This is a genomic window from Mycobacterium sp. P7213, from assembly GCF_900604305.1.
Classification (GTDB): domain Bacteria; phylum Actinomycetota; class Actinomycetes; order Mycobacteriales; family Mycobacteriaceae; genus Mycobacterium.
The window spans coordinates 23,834-46,837 of record NZ_UWOA01000040.1; the positions used below are offsets into that span (position 1 = coordinate 23,834).

Sequence of the window (23,004 nt, forward strand, 5' to 3'; positions counted from 1 at the left end):
TACACTCCCGTTTCTGCAGCAACATTGCTCAAGCTCGGTCCCACCAGGTCGTTGGGGAAGACGTCCCTCGTGGATCCGAAGGAGCAACTGATGCGCGCGACGAATCAATTCGCCGACGTGACCAGCGGCGTGGTGTACATCCATGCCTCGCCCGCGGCGGTGTGCCCGCATGTCGAGTGGGCACTGACCTCGGCTTTGGGTGCCCGCAACGGCCAGGCCAAGCTCAACTGGACGCCGCAACCGGCCATGCCGGGACAGCTGCGAGCCGTGGTCAACTGGGTCGGTCCGGTGGGGACCGGCGCCCAACTGGCCAGCGCGCTACGCTCCTGGTCGGTGTTGCGCTTTGAAGTCACCGAGGACCCCAGCGCCGGAGTCGACGGCCAGCGGTTCAGCCACACGCCGCAGCTCGGCCTGTGGAGCGGGACGATGAGTGCCAACGGTGACGTGATGGTCGGGGAGAACCGCCTGCGCACGCTGATGGCCGCCGGGGCGGACGCGCTGGCCGCGGAGCTCGAGACGGTGCTGGGCACCGCTTGGGATGAGGCCCTGGAGGCCTACCGTGACGGTGGCGACGGCGCAGAGGTGTCTTGGCTCAGCCGTGGTGTGGGGTAGCTCACAGGATTCGCTCAACTCGCCGATAGTTTTTTCTTAGGGTAGACTCGCTCGCGCGTTGCTCCTGTAGCCGCGCGTTGTTCCTGTTGTCTCCCGTTGTTCCTGTTGGCTCGGCCTGTGCTCAGCGCCTGCGCTGTTCCATCGAGGCGTATTCGGCGCGCGCTGTTTCTCGGTGTCAAGGAGAGATCATGTCGGCCCTGACGCGCTCGGTCGCGATCGCCAATGTGCCGTTGGTGGCCGCCGGGTTGATCACCGCCAGCTCGGCCGCACCCGAGATCATCACCACGCCAGGTGTCGCCACGTCAGGTGTCGCCGTGCAGTTGACCGCTGACGGAGACCTGGCCAACGTGCCGCTGAACCTGCTCTACGCCATCATCAACATCCCGGCCAACGCCCTGAAGGCCATCGACGCATTCGCCTACGCGCAGTTCTTCAGCGGCCCGTGGTTCGTCCCGAGCGCGACGAACATCTGGGGCATCGACCTCGGCGACCCGCAGCGAATCCAGGCAGTGGTCGACATGCTGATCCCGATTCCGGCGTTCTCGAAGCCGTTGGGTGAGCAGTTGATCGGCTTTCTGCAGGCCCAAATACCGAGCCACACTGCGTGCGACACCATGTTCTGCAGCCTCGAAGGTTGGCTGGCGCTGTTGCAGGGCTACGGGCGGGTGCCGATCTCGGAACTCCTGAACGGCTACACCTTCCCGACAGAGGGCCCGACCATCACCGACCCGCACGGTGCGGTCGAGGGTGCGTTGGGTTTCCCCGGTACGACTATCGGTTCGGACGGCTCGGACGTCTACCCGTGGGCCGGCACGACGTTCACCTTGGATCTCGGCAAACCGTGGGCGGATCTCTGGGCCAGTTTGACTGCCGACCCATCGGAGCACCCGCTGGTGCCGATGCCGAACATCTTCCAGGTGCTGATCGACTTCGCGACGTCGTGGTCGGTGATGCTGAATCCGTTCCTGCCCGGCGGCACCTACATCCCGGCTTTCCCCTGGCTGGACACGGCCGCCCCGGCGGCTGCCGACTTCACCACCTGGGTTGACGAGGTGGTCGGTCAGCTCGGCGACCTGTGGAGTTCGCTGATCTCGTGAGAGCGATCAGGGCGCACGCAGTATCTGCAGTGCACCGGGCACCGCCGACACCGTCACCGGCAGCGGGGCCACGTAGTCGCCATCGGCGTAGGCGTTGATCCCCGGGCACTCCACCCGGATCGACTTCGCCCGCCGCGTGCTCACCTCGTCGAGCAGCACATGGGTGCCTTTGAACACGGTGGGGAACAGGCGAATCAGCTTGGTCCGCGACCCCGAGTGCACCATGGTGACGTCCAGCAAGCCGTCGCCATGATCGGCGCCCGGACAGATCAACATGCCGCCGCCGTAGCTGCGGGTGTTGCCGAACGCCGCCAGCGTCAGCTCGATGTCCAGCGGCGCACCGTCATCGAAGGTCAGCCGGAACGGCAGCAGTCGCAGCTTGGACATCTCCGCGACCATGGCGAGGTTGTAGCGCATCCGGCCGTGCGGCCAGCGCATCCGGTTGACGCGGTCGCTCACCAGCGAATCGAATCCGGCGGCCATCACGGTGCCGAACCAGGACACCGCGCCGCCGTCTTCGACGATGCGTCCCAGATCGATCGTCTCGGTCTGTCCCTCGGCGACGACATCGGCGGCCGCCTCGGGATCGCCGGTGGGCAAACCGTATTCGCGGGCGTGGTCGTTGCCGGTGCCGGCCGGAATGATCCCCAGCGGCACCTCACCGAGCGCCAATGACTGCAATGCCAGCGAGATGACGCCGTCGCCGCCGGCCACCACCACGGCGTCCGTTCCGGCGGCCAGGGCCTCATCAAGGAGCTGCCGTGCGTGGTGAGCATCTGAGCCGACGATGTGGTTGACGTTGACGCCGAGCTGCTGGAACCGCGCCAGCGCCCGCTCGGCGGCATGCCGGGCGTTGCCGTGCCCGGCCGCCGGGTTGGTCAGCAGCGTGATCCGGCTGATCTGGCGCGACGTCATGGAATCAGTTTGCCGGGGTTGAGGATTCCGGCCGGGTCCAGCGTGGCTTTGACCGCTCGCAGCACCTGCACGCCCAGTTCGCCCACCTCTTGGCCCATCCACGGCCGATGATCGGCGCCGACGGCGTGGTGGTGGGTGATTGTTCCGCCTGCCCGCATGATCGCGTCGCCCGCAGCGACTTTCGCCGCCTGCCACTGTTCGATGGGATTGCCGCGCTGACCCGCCACCACGGTGAAGTACAGCGATGCGCCGGTCGGGTAGACGTGCGAGATGTGGCACAACACCAGGGCGGGTGTCCCGCTGTCGCCCAGTGCGGTGGTCAGTGCTTCGGTGACCGCTGTCTTGAGGGTGGGCACGCGCGCCCAGTCGGTGGCGGTCTCCAGCGTTTCGCACAGCGCGCCGGCGGCCAGCAGCGAATCTCGCAGGTAGGGCGCGGAGAATCGGCCGTGTTCCCAAGCCCGCGCCGGCTCTTCGCCCAGTGACGTGCCGCCGTGCGCGGCCAGTACCGCCCGGGTCTCGGCATGCCGGCTCTCGGTGTGCTCGGCCGTCCCTTCGAACAGGGTGATCGCCAGGCAGCCACCGGTGATCTGTTGCTCGCCGATCTGCTCGGTGGTGGCCAGGTTCACGCCCGTCTCGGCTTCGTCGGACAGCCGGATCACGGTCGGTCCGGTGCCGGTCTGGGTGACCGCGCGCAGTGCCGCTGCGCCGGTGGCGAAGTCGGGGAACGACCACGCCTCATAGCGGGTGGTTGCCGGCGCCGGATGCACCCGCACCCGCACCCGGGTGATGACACCGAACACGCCCTCCGACCCCAGCAGGAGCTGGCGCAGGTCCGGCCCGGCGGCCGAGGCGGGGGCGCGGCCCAGGTCCAGCACGCCGGCCGGGGTGATCATCCGCAGGCCGCGCACCATGTCGTCGAATCGGCCGTAGCCGGCCGAGTCCTGACCCGAGGAGCGGGTGGCGGCGTAGCCGCCCAGGGTGGCGAACTGAAAGCTCTGCGGAAAATGGCCCAACGAGAAGCCGCGCTCGCCGAGCAACCGCTCGGCGTCGGGCCCGGTCACTCCGGCGCCGAATTCCGCTTCCCCGGAGACCTCGTCGAGGTTGAGTAGGTGATCGAACCGGCGCAGATCCAGGCACAGCACGGCGGAGAAGTCGCCGCGGATCGGGTCGAGCCCGCCGACGACACTGGTGCCGCCGCCGAACGGAACCACCGCGATGGCGTGCTGGCTGCAGTAGCTCAACACCGCCGCGACTTCGTCGTCGCTGCCGGGCAACAGCACCGCGTCGGGCGCATCCTGGGTGGCGGAACTATTGCGCCGCAGCAGATCCAGGGTGGACTTGCCCCCGGCGTGCAGTAGTCGTGCGGTGTGATCGGTGCGGCAGAAACCAGCGCCGACGATCGCCGCCAACGCGGCGTGGTCAGCTTCGGTCAATGCCGACGGCGTGAGCGACACCTGGTTCGGATCGCGCTCCGGGGAGCTCGTGCCGTCCACCCCCAGGGCGGCCTTGAGCAGTTGACGGATGCCGTCGCTCAAAGGCTTGGCCGCTGCCGGATCCCCCCAGGCGTTCCACTTCATCGGCGGGGTCAGGGCATCCTGGGTATCGGCCTGCGTCATGCGTTACAGTATTACATATGCTGTCAACTAGTAATGACGAGCAGGTGGAGGTCGGGGAGCGCATCCTCGATGCCGCCGCGAGCTGCCTGCTCGCATTGGGCATGGAGCGGGTGACCCTGGCGGCCATTGCGCGGCGCGCCGGGGTGAGTCGCCCAACGGTGTACCGGCGGTGGTCGGACAGCCGCTCGGTGATCGCGGCGCTGCTGACCGCACGGATCACCGCGGCGTGGACCGAGCTCGAGCAACCGGGAACCGGGCGTGAGGCGCTGGTGAAGCGCATCGTCGCGGTTGCCGCGCGGCTGCGCCACGACGAGGTGGTGATGCGGGTGCTACACCACGCTCCCGACCTCGCGATGGTTTACATCGCCCAGCGGATGGGGGCCAGCCAGCGACGGTTGGTCGACCTGGTGGCCGCCGAGCTCGCCGGCGCCCAGGCCGCCGGCAGCGTGCGAGCCGGCGACCCGCGTGAACTTGCCGCGATGTGTCTGCTGATCACCCAATCGGCGATCCAGTCCGCGCAAGTCGTCGCGCCGATCCTCGACGAGGACGCGCTCTCCATCGAACTGGCCTACACACTGAACAGGTACCTCTCCTGATGCCCGATAACGCCGCGCTCAACTCCGCCCGCCGCACCGCCGAACTGACCGCGCTGGCCGACGGCGCACCGGTTGACATCGTCGTGATCGGCGCGGGTATCACCGGCGCCGGCATTGCCCTGGACGCGGCCACCCGCGGGCTACGGGTGGTGTGCGTGGACAAGCAAGACCTGGCGTTCGGCACCAGCCGGTGGAGCTCCAAACTGGTTCACGGCGGACTGCGCTACCTGGCGACCGGCAATGTGGGCATCGCGCGGCGCAGCGCGATCGAACGCGGAATCCTGATGACCCGCAACGCGCCTCACCTGGTGCGGGCGATGCCGCAACTAGTCCCGCTACTGGGGTCGATGCCGCGACGGGATCGGGCCCTGGTGCGCACCGGATTTCTCGCCGGGGATGCGCTGCGCCGGTTGGCGGGCACACCGGCGACGGTGTTGCCCCGCTCGCGACGGGTCTCGGCCGAGCATGCCGTGGCGCTGGCGCCCACCGTGCGCCGCGACGGCCTCGACGGCGGCCTGCTGGCCTACGACGGGCAATTGATCGACGACGCCCGGCTGGTCACGGCGGTCGCCCGCACCGCGGCCCAGCACGGCGCGACGATCCTGACCTACGTGGCCGCATCGCACGCCACCGGCGACACGGTTCGGCTGACCGATCAGGTCTCGGGTGAGTCGTTCGACGTCACCGCCCGGGCGGTGATCAACGCGACGGGCGTCTGGGCCGCCGACATCGATGCGGCACTGCGGCTGCGGCCGAGCCGCGGAACGCACCTGGTGTTCGACGCGGCCGCCTTCGGCAATCCGACCGCTGCGCTGACCGTGCCGATTCCTGGCGAGCTCAACCGGTTCGTGTTCGCTATGCCCGAGCAGCTCGACCGGGTGTATCTGGGCCTCACCGACGAAGAGGCGCCCGGGCCGATTCCCGATGTGCCGCAACCCACCTCGGCGGAGATCTCGTTCCTGTTGGACACCGTCAATACCGCGCTGGGCACCGCCTTGAGCACGGCCGACGTCCGCGGCGCCTACGCCGGGCTGCGGCCGCTGATCGATACCGGCGAAGGCCGCACCGCGGACGTGTCTCGCAATCACGCCGTGGTCGAATCGGAGACCGGGGTGTTCAGCGTGATCGGGGGCAAACTGACCGAGTACCGGCATATGGCCGAAGACGTGCTGGACCGAGCCGTGCGCCTGCGGGCACTGCCGGCCACGCCATGCCGTACCCGGGACATGCCGTTGATCGGTGCGCCCGGCAACCCGGGATCGGAGGTTGCGCTGACGGCAGATCTACCCGAGTCGTTGGTTCGGCGCTATGGCGGGGAGGCGGCCAACGTGTTGGCAGTCGCCACCTGCGAGCGGCCCGCAGAGCCGGTGGCCGAGGGCATCGACGTGATCCGTGCCGAGTTCGACTACGCCGTCAGCCACGAGGGTGCGCTGACCGTCGAGGACATCGTGGATCGACGGACCCGGATCGGGCTGGTGGCCGAAGACCGCGATCGGGTGCTCGACGTCGCCCGGGAATTCGTGAGCGACTAGAGCGGGATGTTCTTGTGCCGGCCGCGGCGGGCGGGCGCTTCGGCCAGTGCCTGGGTGATCTTGCCGCGGGTGTGTGAGGGGTCGATCTTCTCGTCGACCACACCGATGTCGATGGCGCTGTCCACGCCACCGGCGATCCGCTCGTGCTCGGCGGCCAGCTCCTCGTGCAGCGCCTCGCGCTCGTGGTCGGGCGCTGCGGCCAGCTTCTTCTTGTGCAGGATGCCGACCGCGGCCTTGGCGCCCATCACCGCGACCTCGGCGTCCGGCCAGGCGAACACCTTGGTAGCGCCCAACGACCGCGAATTCATCGCAATGTAAGCCCCGCCGTAGGTCTTGCGGGTCACCAGCGTGACGCGGGGGACGGTGGCCTCACCGAACGCGTGCAGCAACTTGGCACCGCGGCGCACCACGCCACCCCATTCCTGGCCGACACCCGGCAGGTAGCCCGGCACGTCGACGATCACGATCAGCGGAATCCCGAACGCGTCGCACAACCGCACGAAACGTGCCGCCTTCTCGGCGCTCTCGGAGTTCAGGCAGCCGCCCAGCCGCAGCGGGTTGTTGGCCAGCACGCCGACGGTGCGACCGGACAGCCGACCCAGTCCGACGACCATGGACGGCGCCCACTTGGCCTGGAACTCATCGAACGGAGCGTCCGAGTCGAGCAGCCCGTTCACCAGGGGGTGCACGTCGTAGGCGCGTCGCGCCGACTCCGGCAGCAGCGCGTGCAGGTCGATCTCGCCCGCCTCGGCCTTATTGCGGTCGAAATGGCCCTGCTGGCAGAACAACCCGACCAGGCGGCGGCCCCGCTCGTAGGCGTCGAGCTCGTCGTCGGCGACGATGTGGCACACGCCGGACTTCTTGTGGTGGGTGTCGGGGCCGCCCAGCGCGGCCATGTCCACGTCCTCACCGGTGACGCTGCGCACCACGTCGGGGCCGGTGACGAACACCCGGCCCTCCGGTGCCATCACGATGACGTCGGTCAGGGCCGGGCCGTAGGCGGCGCCGCCGGCGGCGAAACCGACTACCACCGAGATCTGCGGGACGAATCCGGACGCCCGGATCATGGCCTCGAAGACGCGTCCGACCGCGTGCAGGGCTCGGACGCCCTCGGCCAGCCGGGCACCGCCGGAGTGCCACAGTCCCACGATCGGGCTCTGCTCGGCGATCGCGGTGTCGTATGCGTTGACGATGTGGTCGCAGCCCTCGATGCCCATCGCACCGCCCATGACGGTGCCGTCAGTGCAGAACGCGATGGTGCGCACTCCGTTGACGGTGCCGCCCGCGGCCAGCACGCCGGAGCGGTCACGCTCGTGCAGCAATTCCACGGTGCCGTCGTCGAAGAACGTCGACAGACGCAGCAGGGGATCGCGCGGGTCGAGCGATTCGCCCACCGTTTCGGGAGCCATAGTCGTCATCGCGCCTCTCCTTGATTTTTGATCGCGGGTCTCGCTCCGGCGGCTTTCTAATACCGGCCGAAGACGAGTGCGACGTTGTGCCCGCCGAACCCGAATGAGTTGTTGATCGCGTACTCGTAATTGCCCGGGCGCGGTTCGCCCGCGACCACATCCAGGTCGATCTCGGGGTCGAGGTTCTCCATGTTCCGGGTCGGCGGGATGACCTGTTCACGCAGGGCCATCACCGTCAGGATTGACTCGACCGCACCGACCGCGCCGACGGAGTGGCCGAGCGCCGCCTTGGGTGCGTACACCGCGGCGTTGCCGCCGTGCGGGCCCAAAGCGAGGTTGATCGCGTGGCCTTCTGCCACGTCACCCACCGTGGTTCCGGTGGCGTGCGCATTGACGTGGGTGATGTCGCCGGGTGTCAGGCCGGCGGCCTGGATCGCCCGTGTCATCGCCCGACCCGCGCTCTGGCCGTCGGGGTCTGGCGCGACAATGTGGTAGCCGTCCGAGGTGATCGAGGCACCCATGATCCGGGCGAGGATGTTGGCCCCGCGCGCCTTGGCGTGCTCCTCGGTCTCGATCACCATCAGTGCGCCGCCCTCGCCGAACACGAACCCGTTGCGGTCGCGGTCGAACGGGCGGCAGGCGCCCTCCGGGTCGTCATTGGTGGTGGACAGCACGATGCGCATCTGGGCGAACCCCGCGATCGGCACTGCTTCGATCCGGGTCTCCACACCGCCGCAGATCGCCATGTCGGCCTCGCCGAGCACGATCTGTTGCCACGCGTGGGCGATGCCCTCGGAGCCGGACGCGCAGGCCGAGATCGGGGTGATCACCCCGGCCTTCGCCTGACGGTCCAGCCCGACCGCAGCGGCCGCTCCGTTGGGCATGTACTTCTGCACGACCAACGGCGAGACCGCCTTCAGGCCGCGTTCGCGCATACCGTCATAGGCCCAGACGAGCTCCTCGGAAGAGCCCATCCCGGTACCGACCGACACCATCAGGCGCCGCGTGTCCACTTCGGGTGAGCCGGCGTGCTCCCAGGCACGCCGGCTCAGCACCAAAGCCATCTTCTGCAGGTAGGAAAGCCGACGCAGCTCGGTGCGGCTCAGCCCCTCGTCGAATGACTCCGGGGCTTCGACGAGGTGCCCGCCGATGCGAACCGGCAGGTCATACTCCTCGACGAATGAGTCGGTGAGCTTGCGTATGCCGCTCTGGCCGTCGAGCAGCTTCTTCCAGGTGTTCTCCCCGTCCGCGGCCAGTGCCGTCGTCATGGCGTAGCCGGTGACGACGACGTTGGGGAGACCCTTTCCCGTTGCCAGCGTTGACATGGCTGTTGCGAACTTCCCTCTCTGATCCGGTGTCAGTACCGCCCGAAGGCGAGCGCGACGTTGTGCCCACCAAACCCGAATGAATTGTTGATGGCGTACTTGTAGTCGCCGTAACGAGGCTCGCCCGCCACGATGTCCAGATCGATCTCGGGGTCCGGCGTCTCGTAGTTCAGCGTCGGCGGGATGACCCCGTCACGCAGCGAGAGCACCGTCAACACCGACTCCAGCGCACCGACCGCCCCAATGGAGTGGCCCAGCGCCGACTTGGGTGCGTAGACCGCGGCGTGCTGGCAACCGGCTTCCCGGATCGCGTTCGCCTCGGCGGTGTCACCGATCGGAGTCGCCGTTCCGTGCGCGTTGATGTGGTCGACGTCCTTGGCGGACAGACCCGCCAACTCCAGCGACCGCGTCATCGCACGGCCCGCCCGCTTGCCATCGGGTCCGGGAGCCACCATGTGGAAGGCGTCGGAGGTGATACCGGCGCCCATCAACCGGGCCAGCGGCTTGGCGCCGCGTGCCTTGGCGTGCTCTTCGGTCTCGATGATCATCAGCGCGCCGGCTTCACCGAAGACGAAGCCGTCCCGGTCCTTGTCGAACGGCCGCGACGCACCCTCGGGGTCGTCGTTGCGGGTCGACATCGCGCGCATCATCGAGAAGGTGGCGATCGGCAGCGCCTCGATGCCGCCTTCGACACCACCGCAGACCGCGAAGTCCGCGTCGCCCATGACGATCTGACGCCACGCGTGCGCAATCGCCTCCGAGCCCGACGAACAGGCCGACACCGGGGTGATGACCCCGGCGCGAGCGCCGAGCTGCAGACCGACCACTGCGGCCGCACCGTTGGGCATGATCATCTGAACGGCCAGCGGCGACACTTTGCGGGGGCCGCCCTCGTTCATCAGGTCATAGGTCTCGACGATCTTCTCGCCGCCACCGAGTCCGGTGCCGACGACGACGGTGAAACGGTCCGGGTCGACCTCTGGCGATCCGGCGTTCTCCCACAACCGCCCGGCGAGCAGCTTGGCCATCCGCTGGACATAGGACATCCGTCGCAGGTCCAGCCGGCCCATGTGGTCGTCGACCGGGTCCTTGAGGTGTCCGCCGATCTTGACCGGCAGATCCCACTTGGAGACGAAATCGTCCTCAAGCACATGAATGCCGCTCTCGCCGGCGAGCAGGCCCTTCCACGTGCTCTCGATGTCCGCGCCGATTGAAGTGGTGGCCTCAACGGCGGTTACCACGACATTCGGGTAACCGCCGTTGGCCGTAGAAGGCTGAGAGGACACGATTAGCTCTCGGAACCGAACTTCTCGCGCAGCGCGGCGGCGGCCTCCGGGTTCTCGGCCTCGAGCTTCTGGATGTAGCCCACCACGTCACCGACGGTGCGCAGGCCGGCGAGGTCCTCGTCCGGGATCTTCACGCCGTACTTGTCTTCGGTCTGAACCGCGATCTCCACCATCGACAGCGAGTCAATGTCCAGGTCGTCGACGAAGGACTTCTCGACGGTGACCTCGCTCGGCTCGATACCGGTCACCTCTTCGATGATCTCGGCGAGACCGGCGATGATTTCTTCCTGACTAGCAGGCACTGTGTTTCCCTTCGGTTGGATCCGCACGGGGTGTGCGGCGTGATTACTGCGTATCTGGTTGTGCAGGTTTGGAAGCGGACTCTAGAACTCGGGCAGTCCGTCCAGATCTGCGGGGGACTTGACGGCGTGCGTCGGGGTCCCCCGAAGTTCGCGTTTCGCGATGCCGGCCAGCGTGCCGGCGGGCGGAAACTCCACGATCGCGGTGACCTCGCGGGCGCGGAGCGTCTCGGTGCACAGGTCCCAGCGCACCGGCCGGGTCAGCTGCGCCACCAGGTGCTCCAACGCCTCCGCGGCCGACGTCACCGGCTGCCCGTCGCGGTTGGACAACAGGATAGCGCTGGGCTCGGAAACCCCGGCGGCGCTGACCTGCTCGACGGCGGCGGTATAGGCCTCCAGCGCCGGTGCCATGTACTGGGTGTGGAATGCCCCCGCGGTGGCCAGCTTGCGGACCCGGGCCTTGGCGGGCGGGTCTTCGGCGAGCTTGTCCAGCGCGGGCAGCGGGCCGGCCGCCACGATCTGGCCGACGGCGTTGCGGTTGGCCGGGGTCAGGTCGAGCTGCTCGAGGCGGGTCAGGACCTCGGCCTCGTCGCCGCCGAGCACCGCCGCCATGCCGGTCGGCTCGAGTGCGCAGGCCTTTGCCATCTCGCGGCCGCGGGTGGCGGCCAGCATGACGGCGTCGTCGGGGGAGATGACGCCGGCGATCGCGTAGGCGGCGATCTCACCGACGGAGTGGCCGGCCACGATCACGTCGCTGCCACTCACCGGGCCGTTGCGTCGTTCGACCAGCTCGGCGTAGGCCAGCAGGGTCGCCGCCACCACCAGCGGCTGGGTGACCGCGGTGTCGGTGATCTCCTCGGCGGTCGCGGTGGTGCCCAGTGCGACCAGGTCCAAGCCGGCGATCTCCGACCAGGCGGCCAACCGCTCGCGGGCGGCATCGGCGCCGGCCGACTCCAGCCACGGCGCGAGCATGCCGGGGGTCTGAGATCCCTGTCCGGGAGCGAGCAACGCAATCACGTCTTTAAGAGAACATTGTGAAGCGCGATTTGCAGGATGTCCTAGATTATGAACATTGTCTTATGTTTTTGTGGAGACCCTACAAACCTGCCGTTCGATGCGACGTGTTCGATACCGAACTGCGACAAATGTCCGCCGTGGGTGTGCGCCTGTAGGTGTCCGGACTACCGCCGGCGGCTCACCCATCCGGGCTGACCTGAGGTTCATCGGGACGGCCGGACGACAGCGGCGGGGCCGCGTAGGTGACGTCTGCACTGCTGAAACTGGCGTGCTGCGCTTGGTTGGCCAGCCGCCCGACCGTGGCGGCAACCCGCAGGACATAGGCGTCGCGCGGCACGGCCGGATCGCGTCCGGTGAAGTCGGCGATCCGCTTGAGCCGGTAACGGACGGTATTTGGATGAACGAACAACTTGCGGGCGCAGGCCTCGATCGCGCCACCACAGTCCAGATAGGCGTCCAGCGTCTCGGTGAGCGTGGGCCCGGCCTCGGCAAGCGGCCGCATCACATCGGTGTGCAGGGCCGCGATCGCCGACGCGTCGCCGATCAGCGCCCGCTCCGGAAGCAGCTCGCGAGCCAGCACCGGTCGCGGTGCCCCGGTCCAGCCCACGACGGCGTTCATCCCCGAGATCGCCTCGCTGGCACTGTGATAGGCGGCGGTCAACATCGGCGCCGTCGGTCCGATCACCACCGGACCGTCGGAGAAGGCACCGAGCAGGTCGGCGAGGAACTTCTGGGTGGGCGTCAGCGGACCCGACACGATGGCCACCAGCCAGGTGCCGTGCACGTCGGTCAGCGCCGCCCGGCCGTGACGCTCGGCGACGTCGCGGACGTCTTGGCTGGCTTTCTGTCCGGCGAGAGCATCCGGCCCCGGCGGAGCGGTGCCCACCACGACGGTGGCCGGAGCGGTGGTGTCCCAGTTCAGTGCGGCCGCCCGGCTCAACAACTCCGGGCCGGTGTCCCCGCGGACCACGGCGTCCACCACGCTGGCCTCCATCCGAGAGTCCCAGGTGCCCCGGGCCTCCGCGGCGTCGGCGTAGGCGGAGGCCGCGGTGAACGCCAGATCCCGGCTGTACTTGAGGATGCCCACCGTCAGCGCGGTCACCTGCTCCTCGGAGCGGGCCAGCAGTGGCACGACCTCCTCGAAGAACTCCATGGTGACCCGCACCATGTCCACGGTGTGGCGCAGCGCGATGTGGCGGGTCAGATCCTGCGGCACCAGTGCGAACGCCTGCGCCGTGTGGCTGACATTGCCGTGCGGGTCGCGCATCCACTCGGCGAAGTTGACCACGGCGGTCTGCACCACCAATTGGACGCTGGCTCGCTGGGAGGCCTCCAAGTCGGCGAAGAACGGCAACCGCTCGCCCATCACGGCATCAGCCTGGGTGGCCAGGCGGCCCGAGTAGTTCTTCAGTCGGCGCAGGATGGCGTCCGGGACGGCGCTGAGCTGGTCCAGGGTGGAGCGCGGTAGGACCGGAACCGCCGGGTTGTCAGTCATCCCTAAAAGCTACGCCCATTTTCTGGCCACAACTGACAACCCGGCGGTCACCGAGGCTCAAGCCTCTCTAGGCCACCCCGGAATCCGACGTCTGCTCCGGGGCGGCCAACACGTCGTCGATCTGGTACTGCGTCGCCGCGCTCACCGCAACGGATGCGTCGATGGCCCCGTCGCGGCCCAGCGCCGCCAGCACCGCCACCACCACCGACTCGGCGTCGGTGTTGAAGTAGCGCCGCGCGGCCGGCCGGGTATCGGAGAACCCGAACCCGTCGGTGCCCAGGGTGACGTAATTGCCGGGCACCCACGGCCGGATCTGCTCGGGTACCGCACGCATCCAGTCCGACACCGCGACGACCGGGCCGGTGGCGTCTGCCAGTGCCTGGGTCACATATGGCACCGCGGCCGGGCGGTCCGGGTGCCGCAGCCGCTCGCGTTCGATGGTTACACCGTCTCGGTTGAGCTCACCCCAGCTGGTCACCGACCACACGTCGGCGGCCACATCCCAGTCGGCGGCCAACAGGTCGGCGGCCCGCAACGCCTCGGGCACCGCCACCCCCGAGGCCAGGATCTGCGCGGTGTTCGACCGCGGTTCGGCGGCCTTGCGGAAACGGTAGATGCCGCGCAGCAGCCCTTCCGGATCGAAACCGTCGGGTTCGGCCGGCTGCACGTAGGGCTCGTTGTAGAGCGTGACGTAGAAGTACACGTTCTCCGGGTCCGGGCCGTACATGCGGTGCAGGCCGCTTTCGATGATGTGGGCGACCTCGTAGGCGAACGCGGGATCGTAGGAGACCACCGCCGGGTTGGTGGACGCCAACAGCAGTGAGTGGCCGTCGGCGTGTTGCAGCCCCTCGCCGGTCAGCGTGGTGCGTCCCGCGGTGGCCCCCAGCACGAAACCTCGTGCCATCTGATCGGCAGCCGCCCACAGGCCGTCGCCGGTGCGCTGGAAGCCGAACATCGAATAGAAGATGTAGATCGGCACCATCGGCTCGTCGTGGGTGGCGTACGACGTCCCGACCGCGGTGAACGAGGCGGTCGAACCGGCCTCGTTGATGCCCTCGTGCAGGATCTGGCCGACTTCGCTTTCCTTGTAGGCCAGCATCAGGTCGGCATCCACCGAGGTGTAGAGCTGGCCGTTGCGGTTGTAGATCTTCAACGACGGGAACCACGAATCCATCCCGAACGTGCGGGCCTCGTCGGGGATGATCGGCACCAGACGCGGGCCTAACTGCTTGTCCCGCAACAACTCTTTGAACACCCGCACGGTCGCCATGGTGGTGGCGACCTCCTGGTTGCCCGAACCCTTCTTGACCGCCGCGTAGGCCTCGGAGCCCGGCAGCTGCAACGCTTTGGCCTGGGTGCGACGGTGCGGCACGAAGCCGCCCAGGGCGCGGCGCCGATCCAGCAGGTAACGGATCTCGGGGGCGTTCTCGCCGGGGTGGTAGTACGGCGGCAGGTAGGGGTTCTCCTCGAGTTCGGAGTCCGGGATCGGAATCCGCATCTCGTCGCGGAAGTCCTTGAGGTCCTGCAGCCGGAACTTCTTCATCTGGTGGGTGGCGTTACGGCCGGCGAAGTAGCTGCCCAGGCTGTAGCCCTTGATGGTCTTGGCCAGGATGACGGTGGGCTGGCCCTTGTGTTCGACGGCTGCGCGGTAGGCGGCGTGGACCTTGCGGTAGTCGTGCCCGCCGCGCTTGAGGTGCCAGATGTCCTGATCGGACAGGTTCTGTACCAGCGCCTTGGTGCGCGGGTCGCGGCCGAAGAAGTGCTCCCGCACGTAGCCGCCGTCATTGGCCTTGTAGGTCTGGTAGTCGCCGTCGGGGGTGACGTTCATCAGGTTCACCAGGGCACCGTCGCGGTCGGCGTGCAGCAGGGCATCCCACTCGCGGCCCCACACCACCTTGATGACGTTCCAGCCCGCGCCCCGGAAGAACGATTCCAGCTCCTGGATGATCTTGCCGTTGCCGCGCACCGGGCCGTCCAGGCGCTGCAGGTTGCAGTTGACCACGAACGTCAGGTTGTCCAGGCCCTCCAGCGCGCCGACGTGCAGTAGCCCGCGGCTCTCCGGCTCGTCCATCTCACCGTCGCCCAAGAAGCACCACACGTGCTGATCGGAGGTGTCCTTGATGCCGCGGTCATGCAGGTAGTGGTTGAACCGGGCCTGGTAGATCGCGTTCATCGGGCCCAGGCCCATCGACACCGTGGGGAACTCCCAGAAGTCCGGCATCAGCCGCGGATGCGGGTAGGAGGGCAGGCCGCCGCCCGGATGGCTGTGCTCCTGGCGGAAACCGTCGAGATCGTGGGGGCTCAGCCGGCCCTCCAGGAAGGCGCGCGCATAGATGCCGGGGGAGGCGTGGCCCTGGATGAACACCTGGTCGCCACCACCGGGGTGGTCCTTGCCGCGGAAGAAGTGGTTGAAGCCGACCTCATACAGCGTCGACGACGACGCGTAGGTCGAGATGTGCCCGCCGACGCCCACTCCGGGGCGCTGCGCGCGGTGCACCATCACCGCCGCGTTCCAGCGAATCCAGCTGCGGTAGCGGCGCTCGGTTTCCTCGTCGCCGGGGAACCAGGGCTCCAGTTCGGTCGGGATGGTGTTGACGTAGTCGGTGGAGGTCAGTGCGGGGATCGCCACCCGCTGCTCGCCGGCGCGTTCGAGCAATCGCAACATCAGGTAGCGGGCGCGGGCCGGGCCGGACCGGGCCAGCAGTTCGTCGAAGGACTCCAGCCACTCGGAGGTCTCGTCGGAGTCGATGTCGGGGAGGTAGGACGCCACCCCCTCGCGGATCACCCGGACCCGATCGGATTCGGTTGTGCTGCTTGGCTTTTTGGCCAGATCCTGATCTACGGCCTCAGTGGTCAACGCATTGCTCCTTGGTTCGGAGGGCAAGATGTGCCTCCCGGCTTGTGGCCAGGATGACACCGACCGATCGATTCGCCGGTCTCGTCTTTTCTATCGTGCCTCACCGGACACCCGCCCGCCGGTGGGCGAGTGCCGCGGGGTGGGCTGATCTCGGCCTGGTGGCAGGTACGCGGTAACGTCTGAAGTTGTGCTGACCCGACGGCTGACTGCCTCGCGCGCCCAGACGCGGCGACACGCTCGGGTAGGCGCGTCGGTGGCCGGTGTGGTGGCGGCATTGGCGATGGGTGTCGTGGGCTGTACCAGCATCATCGGCGGCAACCCGCAAGCCGACACCTCCGAAGCCCCGGCCTACCGCTCCTCGGTGTCGGCGTCGGTGTCGGCCTCGGAGGCCACCTCCAGCATTCGTGAGACCCAGCGCCAGCAGTCGATGACCACCCAGGCGGTCCGCGGCGCGTGCGGCCGATTCGCCTCCAGCAGCAGCGACGCCGTCGACGTGGTGAACAAGTACGTCGAGGCGTTCAACAACGGTGGCGATATCTCCGGCACCGCCGGGCCGGCGGTAGAGGCGCTCAACCACAGCGCCGACGAGGTCGCCGCCGCGATCAACGAGAAGTTGTCGCAGGAGATGACCGACGCGTTCAACACCTACGCACAGGCCGCTCGCGGTGTGGCGACCGCGATTTCATCCAAGGCGCCGGTGTCGGTGTACAACGCGCGCAAGGACGAGCTCAACCGGGCCCGGGACAAGGGAATGCAGCTGTGCAAGGCGTTCTGAGCCCCCGCTCGCACTGTCAAGCACAGCGAGCTGTGCAACGATGATTCACATCACACATAGCGCTGACGATCGAAGGAGGTCACACGGTGGTCGCGGCGGATAACGCCCCGAGCTTCGCCCGCAAACTGGGCATCGAGAGCAAGCAGTTGATCCAGGAGTTCGGCTGGGACGAGGACGCCGACGACGACATCCGTGTCGACGTTGAAGAGGCCGCCGGCAGCGAACTTCTCGACGAGGACACCGATGAGGTGGTCGATGTCGTGCTGCTCTGGTGGCGTGACGGCGATGGTGATCTGGTGGACACCCTGATGGATGCGATCACCGCCTTGGCCGACGACGGGGTGATCTGGGTGTTGACGCCCAAGACCGGTCGTTCCGGCCACGTGCAGCCCGCCGAGATCGCCGAAGCTGCGCCGACCGCCGGCCTGATGCCGACGTCGTCGGTCAACCTGGGGGACTGGAGCGCCAGTCGCCTGGTGCAGCCCAAGTCCCGCGCGGGGAAGCGTTGATGCTGGAAGTCGGCGCGCAGGCCCCTGACTTCACCCTCAAGGACCAGAACCAGCAGCAGGTGACGCTGAGCAGCTTCCGGGGCGACAAGAACGTTCTGGTGGTGTTCTTCCCGCTGGCCTTCACCGGCATCTGCCAGGGCGAACTGGATCAGCTGCGCGACCATCTGCCCAGCTACGTCAATGACGACAGCGTGGCGCTGGCGATCTCGGTCGGCCCGCCGCCCACCCACAAGATCTGGGCGACCGAGAGTGGGTTCCTGTTCCCGGTGCTCTCGGATTTCTGGCCACATGGCGCCGTCAGCGAGGCCTACGGGGTGTTCAACTCCGACACCGGCTTTCCCAACCGCGGCACGTTCGTCATCGACAAGTCCGGGGTCATCCGGTTCGCCGAGATGAAGCAGCCCGGCGAGGCGCGCGACCAGCAGCTCTGGCTCGACGCCCTGGGCGCGCTCAAGTCCTGATCGTTTTGGGCCTGGGGTACCGGTCCGGGTAACCTGCCCGAGGCAGGGGCGCGTAGCTCAGTGGTAGAGCTCTGGTTTTACACACCAGCGGTCGGCGGTTCGATACCGTCCGCGCCCACCAGTTGTTTGACACCGCGGCAGACCGTCAATGCGGTGAGCATGACAACCTCTCCGACACCGGACGAACCCACTCCAGCGTCGCCGCCCGTTCCACCTGACCGGGCACCGACCGGCCAATGGGGGGTGCCGCCGTCGACCAGCCCGCAGCTGACTCCCACGGGCCGTTCCGCCAAGCCGCCCGGCGTACGCGCGGTGCTGTGGGCGGCACTGCTGGTGCTGATCGGCGTCATCGCCCTGCTGATCGTGCTCTCGGCCTAAAGCGCTGCCCGGAGCTCTGCGGAGTCCTCAGTGCGAGTGAGCGTGCCCGGCGTGCTCCAGGCCGACCTGATGGGTGTGCGGATGGCTGTGCACGGTCCCGTCTTCGTGAGTGTGCTCGTGGTCGTGCTCGACGTGGTCGTGCTCATGCGCGTCGTGCACGTGGGTGTGCGTCAGGTCGCCGTGCGTGTGCTCGTGCGCGTGCGGCGCGTCGTGGCTGTGGTCTTCACCGTGGTTGTGGTGCGACATGGGTGGTTCATCTCCCTTGTTCGATCGCGCGCTGCCTCAGTTGGGGCAACGCCTCTCCGGCAGCAGCCGGGAGGCTCGTGGCGGCGCGGTGATGCGGCGGCACCCCGGGCCCGGCATGCTCGGCGTTGAAGACGGCGTCGGTGACCAGCTGGCAGACGTGCTCGTTCTCCATGCTGTAGAAGATCGTGGTGCCCTCACGGCGGGTGCGTACCAGCCGAGCCATCCGCAGTTTCGCCAGGTGTTGGGACACCGATGGCGCCGGCTTGCCGACGTGCTCGGCGAGTTCGTTGACCGACATCTCCCGGCTGGTCAGCGCCCACAGCACCTGTACTCGGGTGGCATCGGCCAACATTCGGAACACCTCGACGATCAGGCCGACCTGATCCTCGGGCAACCGATCCGCCGGACCATTATCTGCATGCATACGCAAATAATAAGCCTTGGATTCCGTGGGGTGTCAACCCTCGGCTCGTCCCAGCGGCCGATGGGGCGGTCGGTAATGTCCAGCGGGCAAGTTCTCAGCGCTCTAGCGGAGGTAACTCGATGTCGACGCAGTCACTGCGCCAGCCCATTCACTCCGGGCATCTCACCGTGGGCGCCCTCAAGCGCAACAGGGACAAGCCGGTGCTGTTCCTCGGTGACACCACCTTGACCGGTGGTCAGCTCGCCGAGCGCATCAGCCAGTACATCCAGGCGTTCGAGGAACTCGGAGCTGACGCGACCGGGCTGTTGTCGCTGAACCGTCCCGAGGTGCTGATGATCATCGGCGCCGGGCAGATCCGGGGATACCGGCGCACGGCCCTGCACCCGCTGGGGTCGCTGGACGACCACGCCTACGTGCTGGCCGACGCCGAGGTCAGCACGCTGATCATCGACCCCACACCGGCCTTCGTGGAGCGCGCCCTCGGCCTGCTGGAGAAGGTGCCGACGTTGCGGCAGGTGCTGACCATCGGGCCGGTGCCGCCGGAGCTGGAGGGCAAGGCCGTCGATCTCGCCGCGGAGGCGGCCAAGTACGACCCGCAGCCCCTAGCGGCCTCCGACCTTGCCCCCGACCACATCGGCGGTCTCACCTACACCGGCGGGACCACCGGTAAGCCCAAGGGCGTCATCGGCACCGTGTCGTCCATCACCGCGATGACCACCACGCAGCTCGCCGAGTGGGAATGGCCGGAGCACCCCAAATTCCTGATGTGCACCCCGCTTTCGCACGCCGGCGCGGCGTTCTTCGTGCCGACGATCATCAAGGGCGGCCAATTGGTGGTGCTGACCAAATTCGACCCGGCCGAGGTGCTGCGGGTGATCGAGGAGCAGAAGATCACCGCCACCATGCTGGTGCCGTCGATGATCTACGCGCTGATGGATCACCCGGACTCGCACACCCGCGACCTGTCGTCACTCGAGACGGTGTACTATGGCGCCTCGGCGATGAACCCGGTCCGGCTGCAGGAGGCCATCGACCGGTTCGGGCCGATCTTCGCCCAGTACTACGGCCAGTCCGAGGCGCCGATGGTGATCACCTACCTGGCCAAGGGGGACCACGACCAGAAGCGGCTCACCTCCTGCGGGCGCCCCACCCTGTTCGCCCGGGTCGCGCTGCTGGACGACGACGGCAACCAGGTGCCCCAGGGTGAGGTCGGCGAGATCTGCGTGTCCGGGCCCCTGCTGTCCGGCGGCTATTGGAAGCTTCCGGAGGCCACCGCCGAAACCTTCAGGGACGGCTGGATGCACACCGGTGACCTGGCCCGCGAGGATGAAGACGGCTTCTACTTCATCGTCGACCGCACCAAGGACATGATCGTCACCGGCGGATTCAACGTGTTCCCCCGCGAGGTCGAGGACGTTATCGCCGAGCACCCGTCGGTGGCCCAGGTGTGCGTGATCGGCACCCCCGACGAGAAGTGGGGTGAGGCCGTGACCGCGGTGGTGGTGCTGCGTCCGGGCGTGGACAGCGATGCCGCCGCGGTAGCCACGATGACCGCCGAGATCCAGTCCGCGGTCAAGGACCGCAAGGGTTCGGTCCAGTCGCCCAAGCAGGTGATTGTCGCAGAATCGGTGCCGGTGACGGCGTTGGGCAAGCCGGACAAGAAGGCGGTGCGCGCCCAGTTCTGGTCCGGCGCAGACCGTTCCGTCGGCTGAGGTCAGCGCAGCGCTGCGGCCAGCTGCCGCCACTGCTCCCGCGGGAAGGCCCGCGGGTCCGCATCCAGCAGCTGGACGCAGACGTGGTCGGCCCCGGCGGCCTGGTGCTCGGCGACCCGGCTGAGCACGGACTCCGGAGATCCCCAGGCGATGATCGCGTCGAACAGCCGATCGCTGACGCCGGCGATGTCGTCCTCGGAGAAGCCGGACCGCAGCAGGTTGTTGGCGTAGTTGGGCAGCGCCAAATAGGAGCTCAGCCACTTGGTGCCGATCGCGCGTGCCTCGTCGCGGCTGGCGCACAGGATCCCGGTCTGCTCGGGCAGCAGCAACGGCCCGTCGCCCAGCTGCTCGCGGGCAAACCGGGTGTGCTCGGGGGTGGTCAGGTAGGGGTGGGCGCCGCGGCTACGGGCGCCGGCCAAGTCGAGCATTTTGGGGCCCAGTGCCGCGAGCACCCGCGACTCGACCGGCACCGGCGCGTCGGCGGCGTCGAGCCCGTCGAGAAACTCGCTCATGGCGCGCAGCGGGCGGCGGTAGCGCCCCGGATCGCCGGCGTCGATCAGCGGGGCGTGGCTGACCCCGATGCCGAGCAGGAACCGATCACCGTGCGCCGCGGTCAGCGCAGCGTAGGACGCCGCGACGTCGGCCGGGCTATGCATCCACAGGTTTAGGATGCCGGTGGCGATGATTGCGTTGCGGGTGGCCGCCAGCAGGTTGGCCACCGCGTCGAACACCGGACCGCCGACGTCGGGTATCCACAGCACCCCGAAACCCAGTTCCTCTAATTCGGCGGCCGCCTCGGCGGCCTCGCCCTGATCGCCGTAGCGCAGCGGCGCACTCCAGATCCCGACACCGGAAATGTTCACCATGGCCCCAGGATGGCACAGCGCGGTCGGAGGCCTACCGGCGCCGGCCGTATCGGTCGGCGAGCTTCTGCTCGACGGTCATCGGCGGCGCGGGCTCGTCCTCGCCCGCCTCGGGTTGTGTCGCGGCGCGCTCCGCCCGGCGTGCCCGCAGCTCGGCGAACGCGAAGTACCCCAGACCTATTGGCGCCAGGATTCCGAACGCGATCCACTGAATGCCGTAGGACAGGAACGGGCCGGCATCCCGGCGCGGCAGCGCGATCACACCCAAGCCACCGGGCTGGTCTTCGACAAGCTGCAGGTAGGACCCGGTCAGCTCGACGCCGGTCACCTCCGCGACCTGTTCGGTGTTGATCGAGTACACCTGGCGAAACCCGTTCTCGGTGAACGGGTTCTTGCCCGGTATGGCGCCCTGGGAGTCGCGCAGCCGCGCGGTGATGGTGACCTCGGCGGCAGGCGGTGCCGCAATGTCCGGTAGCCGCGAACCGCCGTCGTCGGTGCGCACGAAGCCGCGATTCACCAACACGGTCGGCCCGTCTTTGACCGTGAACGGTGCCAGTACCTCCACCGCGGGCACTCCGTCGATAGACCGCAACCGCACCAGCACCTGCTTGTCGGCCAGATAGTGCCCGGTGGCGGTCACCGGCCGCCACTGCTCGTCCGGCGCAAACGAATCCTGGTGCGGCAGCAGCGTGTTCACCGGCACGGGCTCGGCGGTCAGTGCGTGTTCGAGTTGGCTGTTCGCGCGAGAGGTGGTGGTGTTCTTGCCCAGTTGCCACGGTGCCAGCACGGTGAAACACAGGTAGGCGAAGCCCAGCACCACCGCCGCCAGAGCCAGCCAGCTCGGGCGCAGCAGGAAGGCCAGGCGGCGCATCAGCCGCTCTCGCCCAACGCCAGCTGCCCGTCGACCCAGGCGTGCAGGCCCGGCAGGGCTGCCGCGATGACGGTGAACGCCTGCACGAAGTCGTCATGACCGCCGTAGTAGGGGTCGTCGACGTCGGGCACGGCGGCTCCTGAACGTGGGTCGAAGGACCGCAGCATCCGGATCCGCTCGGCCGGAATACCCAGCCCCCGCAGCAGCCCGACATGGTTGCGTCCCAGCGCCACCACCAGGTCCGCGGCCTCATGCTCGGGTCCGACCTGGGCGGCACGGTGCTCCACCGGATAGCCGTTGTCGCGCAGCACCCGGTTGGTGCGCTCGTCGGCGCCCTTGCCCACGTGCCAGTCCGCCGTCCCGGCGCTGGTCACCCGCACGGTGCCGCCCAGTCCACGCTGCGCGAGCTGGTGGGCGAACATCTTCTCGGCCATCGGCGAGCGGCAGATGTTGCCGGTGCAGACGAACGTGACATGCAGCATCGGCTCAGACACCGAGTACCTCCCGTAGTTCGGTGACGGTCTGCACGCGGGCGAGGGGACCGTCGGGGGAATCCAGACCGGCATCGGCGGTCTCGGCATAGTCGGTCTGGCCGTAGCCCCAGCCGACCAGCACCGTGTCGATACCGTGCGCGGCCGCACCGTCGACATCGTGGCGCCGATCGCCCACCATCAGCACCCGCGCGGGCAGCGGCGCCAGCTGCGCTAGC

The 23,004-nt window shown here is 68.2% G+C and carries 24 protein-coding genes and 1 tRNA gene; 10 read left to right on the top strand and 15 right to left on the bottom strand.

Going from position 1 to position 23,004, the window contains the following annotated elements; all coding sequences use genetic code 11:
• The first annotated feature begins 90 nt into the window (after positions 1-90).
• Positions 91-612: a DUF3145 domain-containing protein gene (locus tag EJK91_RS15545; RefSeq protein ID WP_036457126.1), complete on the top strand. Its 522-nt coding sequence runs from the start codon at positions 91-93 to the stop codon at positions 610-612.
• Between the two features lie 188 nt (positions 613-800).
• The gene (locus EJK91_RS15550) at positions 801-1,709 is read left to right on the top strand and encodes a hypothetical protein (RefSeq protein WP_024440592.1); all 909 of its coding nucleotides are present in this window, start codon (positions 801-803) and stop codon (positions 1,707-1,709) included.
• Positions 1,710-1,715: 6 nt separating this feature from the next.
• Here EJK91_RS15550 and EJK91_RS15555 read toward each other — a convergent pair whose 3' ends face one another.
• A complete protein-coding gene (locus EJK91_RS15555) occupies positions 1,716-2,624 on the bottom strand; it encodes a diacylglycerol kinase (RefSeq protein WP_125079381.1) in 909 nt (302 codons plus the stop codon).
• Positions 2,621-4,201: an FAD-linked oxidase C-terminal domain-containing protein gene (locus EJK91_RS15560; RefSeq protein WP_206430430.1), complete on the bottom strand. Its 1,581-nt coding sequence runs from the start codon at positions 4,199-4,201 to the stop codon at positions 2,621-2,623. Before EJK91_RS15560 ends, EJK91_RS15555 begins: the two co-directional genes overlap by 4 nt.
• A gap of 56 nt (positions 4,202-4,257) precedes the next feature.
• Here EJK91_RS15560 and EJK91_RS15565 point away from each other — a divergent pair, with 56 nt between their 5' ends.
• On the top strand, positions 4,258-4,836 hold the full coding sequence (locus EJK91_RS15565) for a TetR/AcrR family transcriptional regulator (RefSeq protein ID WP_125079383.1): 579 nt from the start codon (positions 4,258-4,260) through the stop codon (positions 4,834-4,836).
• The gene (locus tag EJK91_RS15570; RefSeq protein WP_164517978.1) at positions 4,836-6,368 is read left to right on the top strand and encodes a glycerol-3-phosphate dehydrogenase/oxidase; all 1,533 of its coding nucleotides are present in this window, start codon (positions 4,836-4,838) and stop codon (positions 6,366-6,368) included. Before EJK91_RS15565 ends, EJK91_RS15570 begins: the two co-directional genes overlap by 1 nt.
• Here the strand turns inward: EJK91_RS15570 and EJK91_RS15575 are convergent.
• The 7 genes from EJK91_RS15575 to aceE form a co-directional block, all read right to left on the bottom strand.
• Positions 6,365-7,786: an acyl-CoA carboxylase subunit beta gene (locus tag EJK91_RS15575; RefSeq protein ID WP_024440587.1), complete on the bottom strand. Its 1,422-nt coding sequence runs from the start codon at positions 7,784-7,786 to the stop codon at positions 6,365-6,367. The genes EJK91_RS15570 and EJK91_RS15575 overlap by 4 nt on opposite strands.
• A gap of 47 nt (positions 7,787-7,833) precedes the next feature.
• Positions 7,834-9,102: a 3-oxoacyl-ACP synthase KasB gene (gene kasB, locus EJK91_RS15580; RefSeq protein WP_024440586.1), complete on the bottom strand. Its 1,269-nt coding sequence runs from the start codon at positions 9,100-9,102 to the stop codon at positions 7,834-7,836.
• 32 nt (positions 9,103-9,134) lie between these two features.
• The gene (gene kasA, locus EJK91_RS15585) at positions 9,135-10,388 is read right to left on the bottom strand and encodes a 3-oxoacyl-ACP synthase KasA (RefSeq protein WP_024440585.1); all 1,254 of its coding nucleotides are present in this window, start codon (positions 10,386-10,388) and stop codon (positions 9,135-9,137) included.
• Positions 10,389-10,390: 2 nt separating this feature from the next.
• Positions 10,391-10,690 carry a meromycolate extension acyl carrier protein AcpM gene (acpM, locus tag EJK91_RS15590; RefSeq protein WP_024440584.1) on the bottom strand — a complete coding sequence of 100 codons (300 nt, stop codon included), beginning with the start codon at positions 10,688-10,690 and terminating at the stop codon, positions 10,391-10,393.
• 81 nt (positions 10,691-10,771) lie between these two features.
• Complete coding sequence (locus EJK91_RS15595) at positions 10,772-11,704, bottom strand: ACP S-malonyltransferase (RefSeq protein WP_125079384.1); 933 nt, start codon at positions 11,702-11,704, stop codon at positions 10,772-10,774.
• 178 nt (positions 11,705-11,882) lie between these two features.
• The gene (locus tag EJK91_RS15600; RefSeq protein ID WP_024440582.1) at positions 11,883-13,199 is read right to left on the bottom strand and encodes a PucR family transcriptional regulator; all 1,317 of its coding nucleotides are present in this window, start codon (positions 13,197-13,199) and stop codon (positions 11,883-11,885) included.
• A gap of 67 nt (positions 13,200-13,266) precedes the next feature.
• A complete protein-coding gene (gene aceE / locus EJK91_RS15605) occupies positions 13,267-16,056 on the bottom strand; it encodes a pyruvate dehydrogenase (acetyl-transferring), homodimeric type (protein ID WP_125079385.1) in 2,790 nt (929 codons plus the stop codon).
• 253 nt (positions 16,057-16,309) lie between these two features.
• Here aceE and EJK91_RS15610 point away from each other — a divergent pair, with 253 nt between their 5' ends.
• The 5 genes from EJK91_RS15610 to EJK91_RS15630 all read left to right on the top strand — a co-directional run bounded on the left by EJK91_RS15610 (position 16,310) and on the right by EJK91_RS15630 (position 18,179).
• The gene (locus EJK91_RS15610; protein ID WP_231383965.1) at positions 16,310-16,831 is read left to right on the top strand and encodes a hypothetical protein; all 522 of its coding nucleotides are present in this window, start codon (positions 16,310-16,312) and stop codon (positions 16,829-16,831) included.
• Between the two features lie 86 nt (positions 16,832-16,917).
• On the top strand, positions 16,918-17,340 hold the full coding sequence (locus tag EJK91_RS15615) for a DUF3052 domain-containing protein (RefSeq protein WP_024440579.1): 423 nt from the start codon (positions 16,918-16,920) through the stop codon (positions 17,338-17,340).
• Positions 17,340-17,801, top strand: a complete 462-nt coding sequence (locus tag EJK91_RS15620) for a peroxiredoxin (protein WP_024440578.1) — start codon at positions 17,340-17,342, stop codon at positions 17,799-17,801. The genes EJK91_RS15615 and EJK91_RS15620 overlap by 1 nt, the downstream gene beginning before the upstream one ends.
• Before the next feature lie 46 nt (positions 17,802-17,847).
• Positions 17,848-17,922, top strand: a tRNA-Val gene (locus EJK91_RS15625).
• Positions 17,923-17,960: 38 nt separating this feature from the next.
• Positions 17,961-18,179, top strand: coding sequence for a hypothetical protein (locus EJK91_RS15630; RefSeq protein WP_125079386.1), 219 nt, complete (start codon positions 17,961-17,963; stop codon positions 18,177-18,179).
• A 27-nt stretch (positions 18,180-18,206) separates the two neighbouring features.
• Here EJK91_RS15630 and EJK91_RS15635 read toward each other — a convergent pair whose 3' ends face one another.
• Positions 18,207-18,425 carry a zinc transporter Slc39a7 gene (locus tag EJK91_RS15635; protein ID WP_125079387.1) on the bottom strand — a complete coding sequence of 73 codons (219 nt, stop codon included), beginning with the start codon at positions 18,423-18,425 and terminating at the stop codon, positions 18,207-18,209.
• Between the two features lie 7 nt (positions 18,426-18,432).
• Positions 18,433-18,849, bottom strand: a complete 417-nt coding sequence (locus EJK91_RS15640) for an ArsR/SmtB family transcription factor (RefSeq protein WP_125079388.1) — start codon at positions 18,847-18,849, stop codon at positions 18,433-18,435.
• Positions 18,850-18,968: 119 nt separating this feature from the next.
• On the opposite strand from EJK91_RS15640, the gene fadD8 reads away from it, so the two are divergent.
• Positions 18,969-20,561: a fatty-acid--CoA ligase FadD8 gene (gene fadD8, locus EJK91_RS15645; protein ID WP_125079389.1), complete on the top strand. Its 1,593-nt coding sequence runs from the start codon at positions 18,969-18,971 to the stop codon at positions 20,559-20,561.
• Positions 20,562-20,563: 2 nt separating this feature from the next.
• Here the strand turns inward: fadD8 and EJK91_RS15650 are convergent, their stop codons facing one another.
• The 4 genes from EJK91_RS15650 to EJK91_RS15665 form a co-directional block, all read right to left on the bottom strand.
• Positions 20,564-21,424, bottom strand: a complete 861-nt coding sequence (locus EJK91_RS15650) for an LLM class F420-dependent oxidoreductase (RefSeq protein WP_125079392.1) — start codon at positions 21,422-21,424, stop codon at positions 20,564-20,566.
• 34 nt (positions 21,425-21,458) lie between these two features.
• Entirely contained in the window at positions 21,459-22,295 is an 837-nt protein-coding gene (locus EJK91_RS15655; RefSeq protein WP_125079390.1) for an SURF1 family cytochrome oxidase biogenesis protein, read from the bottom strand.
• Positions 22,295-22,789, bottom strand: coding sequence for a low molecular weight protein-tyrosine-phosphatase (locus EJK91_RS15660; protein WP_024440556.1), 495 nt, complete (start codon positions 22,787-22,789; stop codon positions 22,295-22,297). Before EJK91_RS15660 ends, EJK91_RS15655 begins: the two co-directional genes overlap by 1 nt.
• On the bottom strand, positions 22,782-23,004 hold a 223-nt coding region (locus tag EJK91_RS15665), incomplete at its 5' end, for an HAD hydrolase-like protein (protein WP_164517980.1). The genes EJK91_RS15665 and EJK91_RS15660, both read right to left, overlap by 8 nt.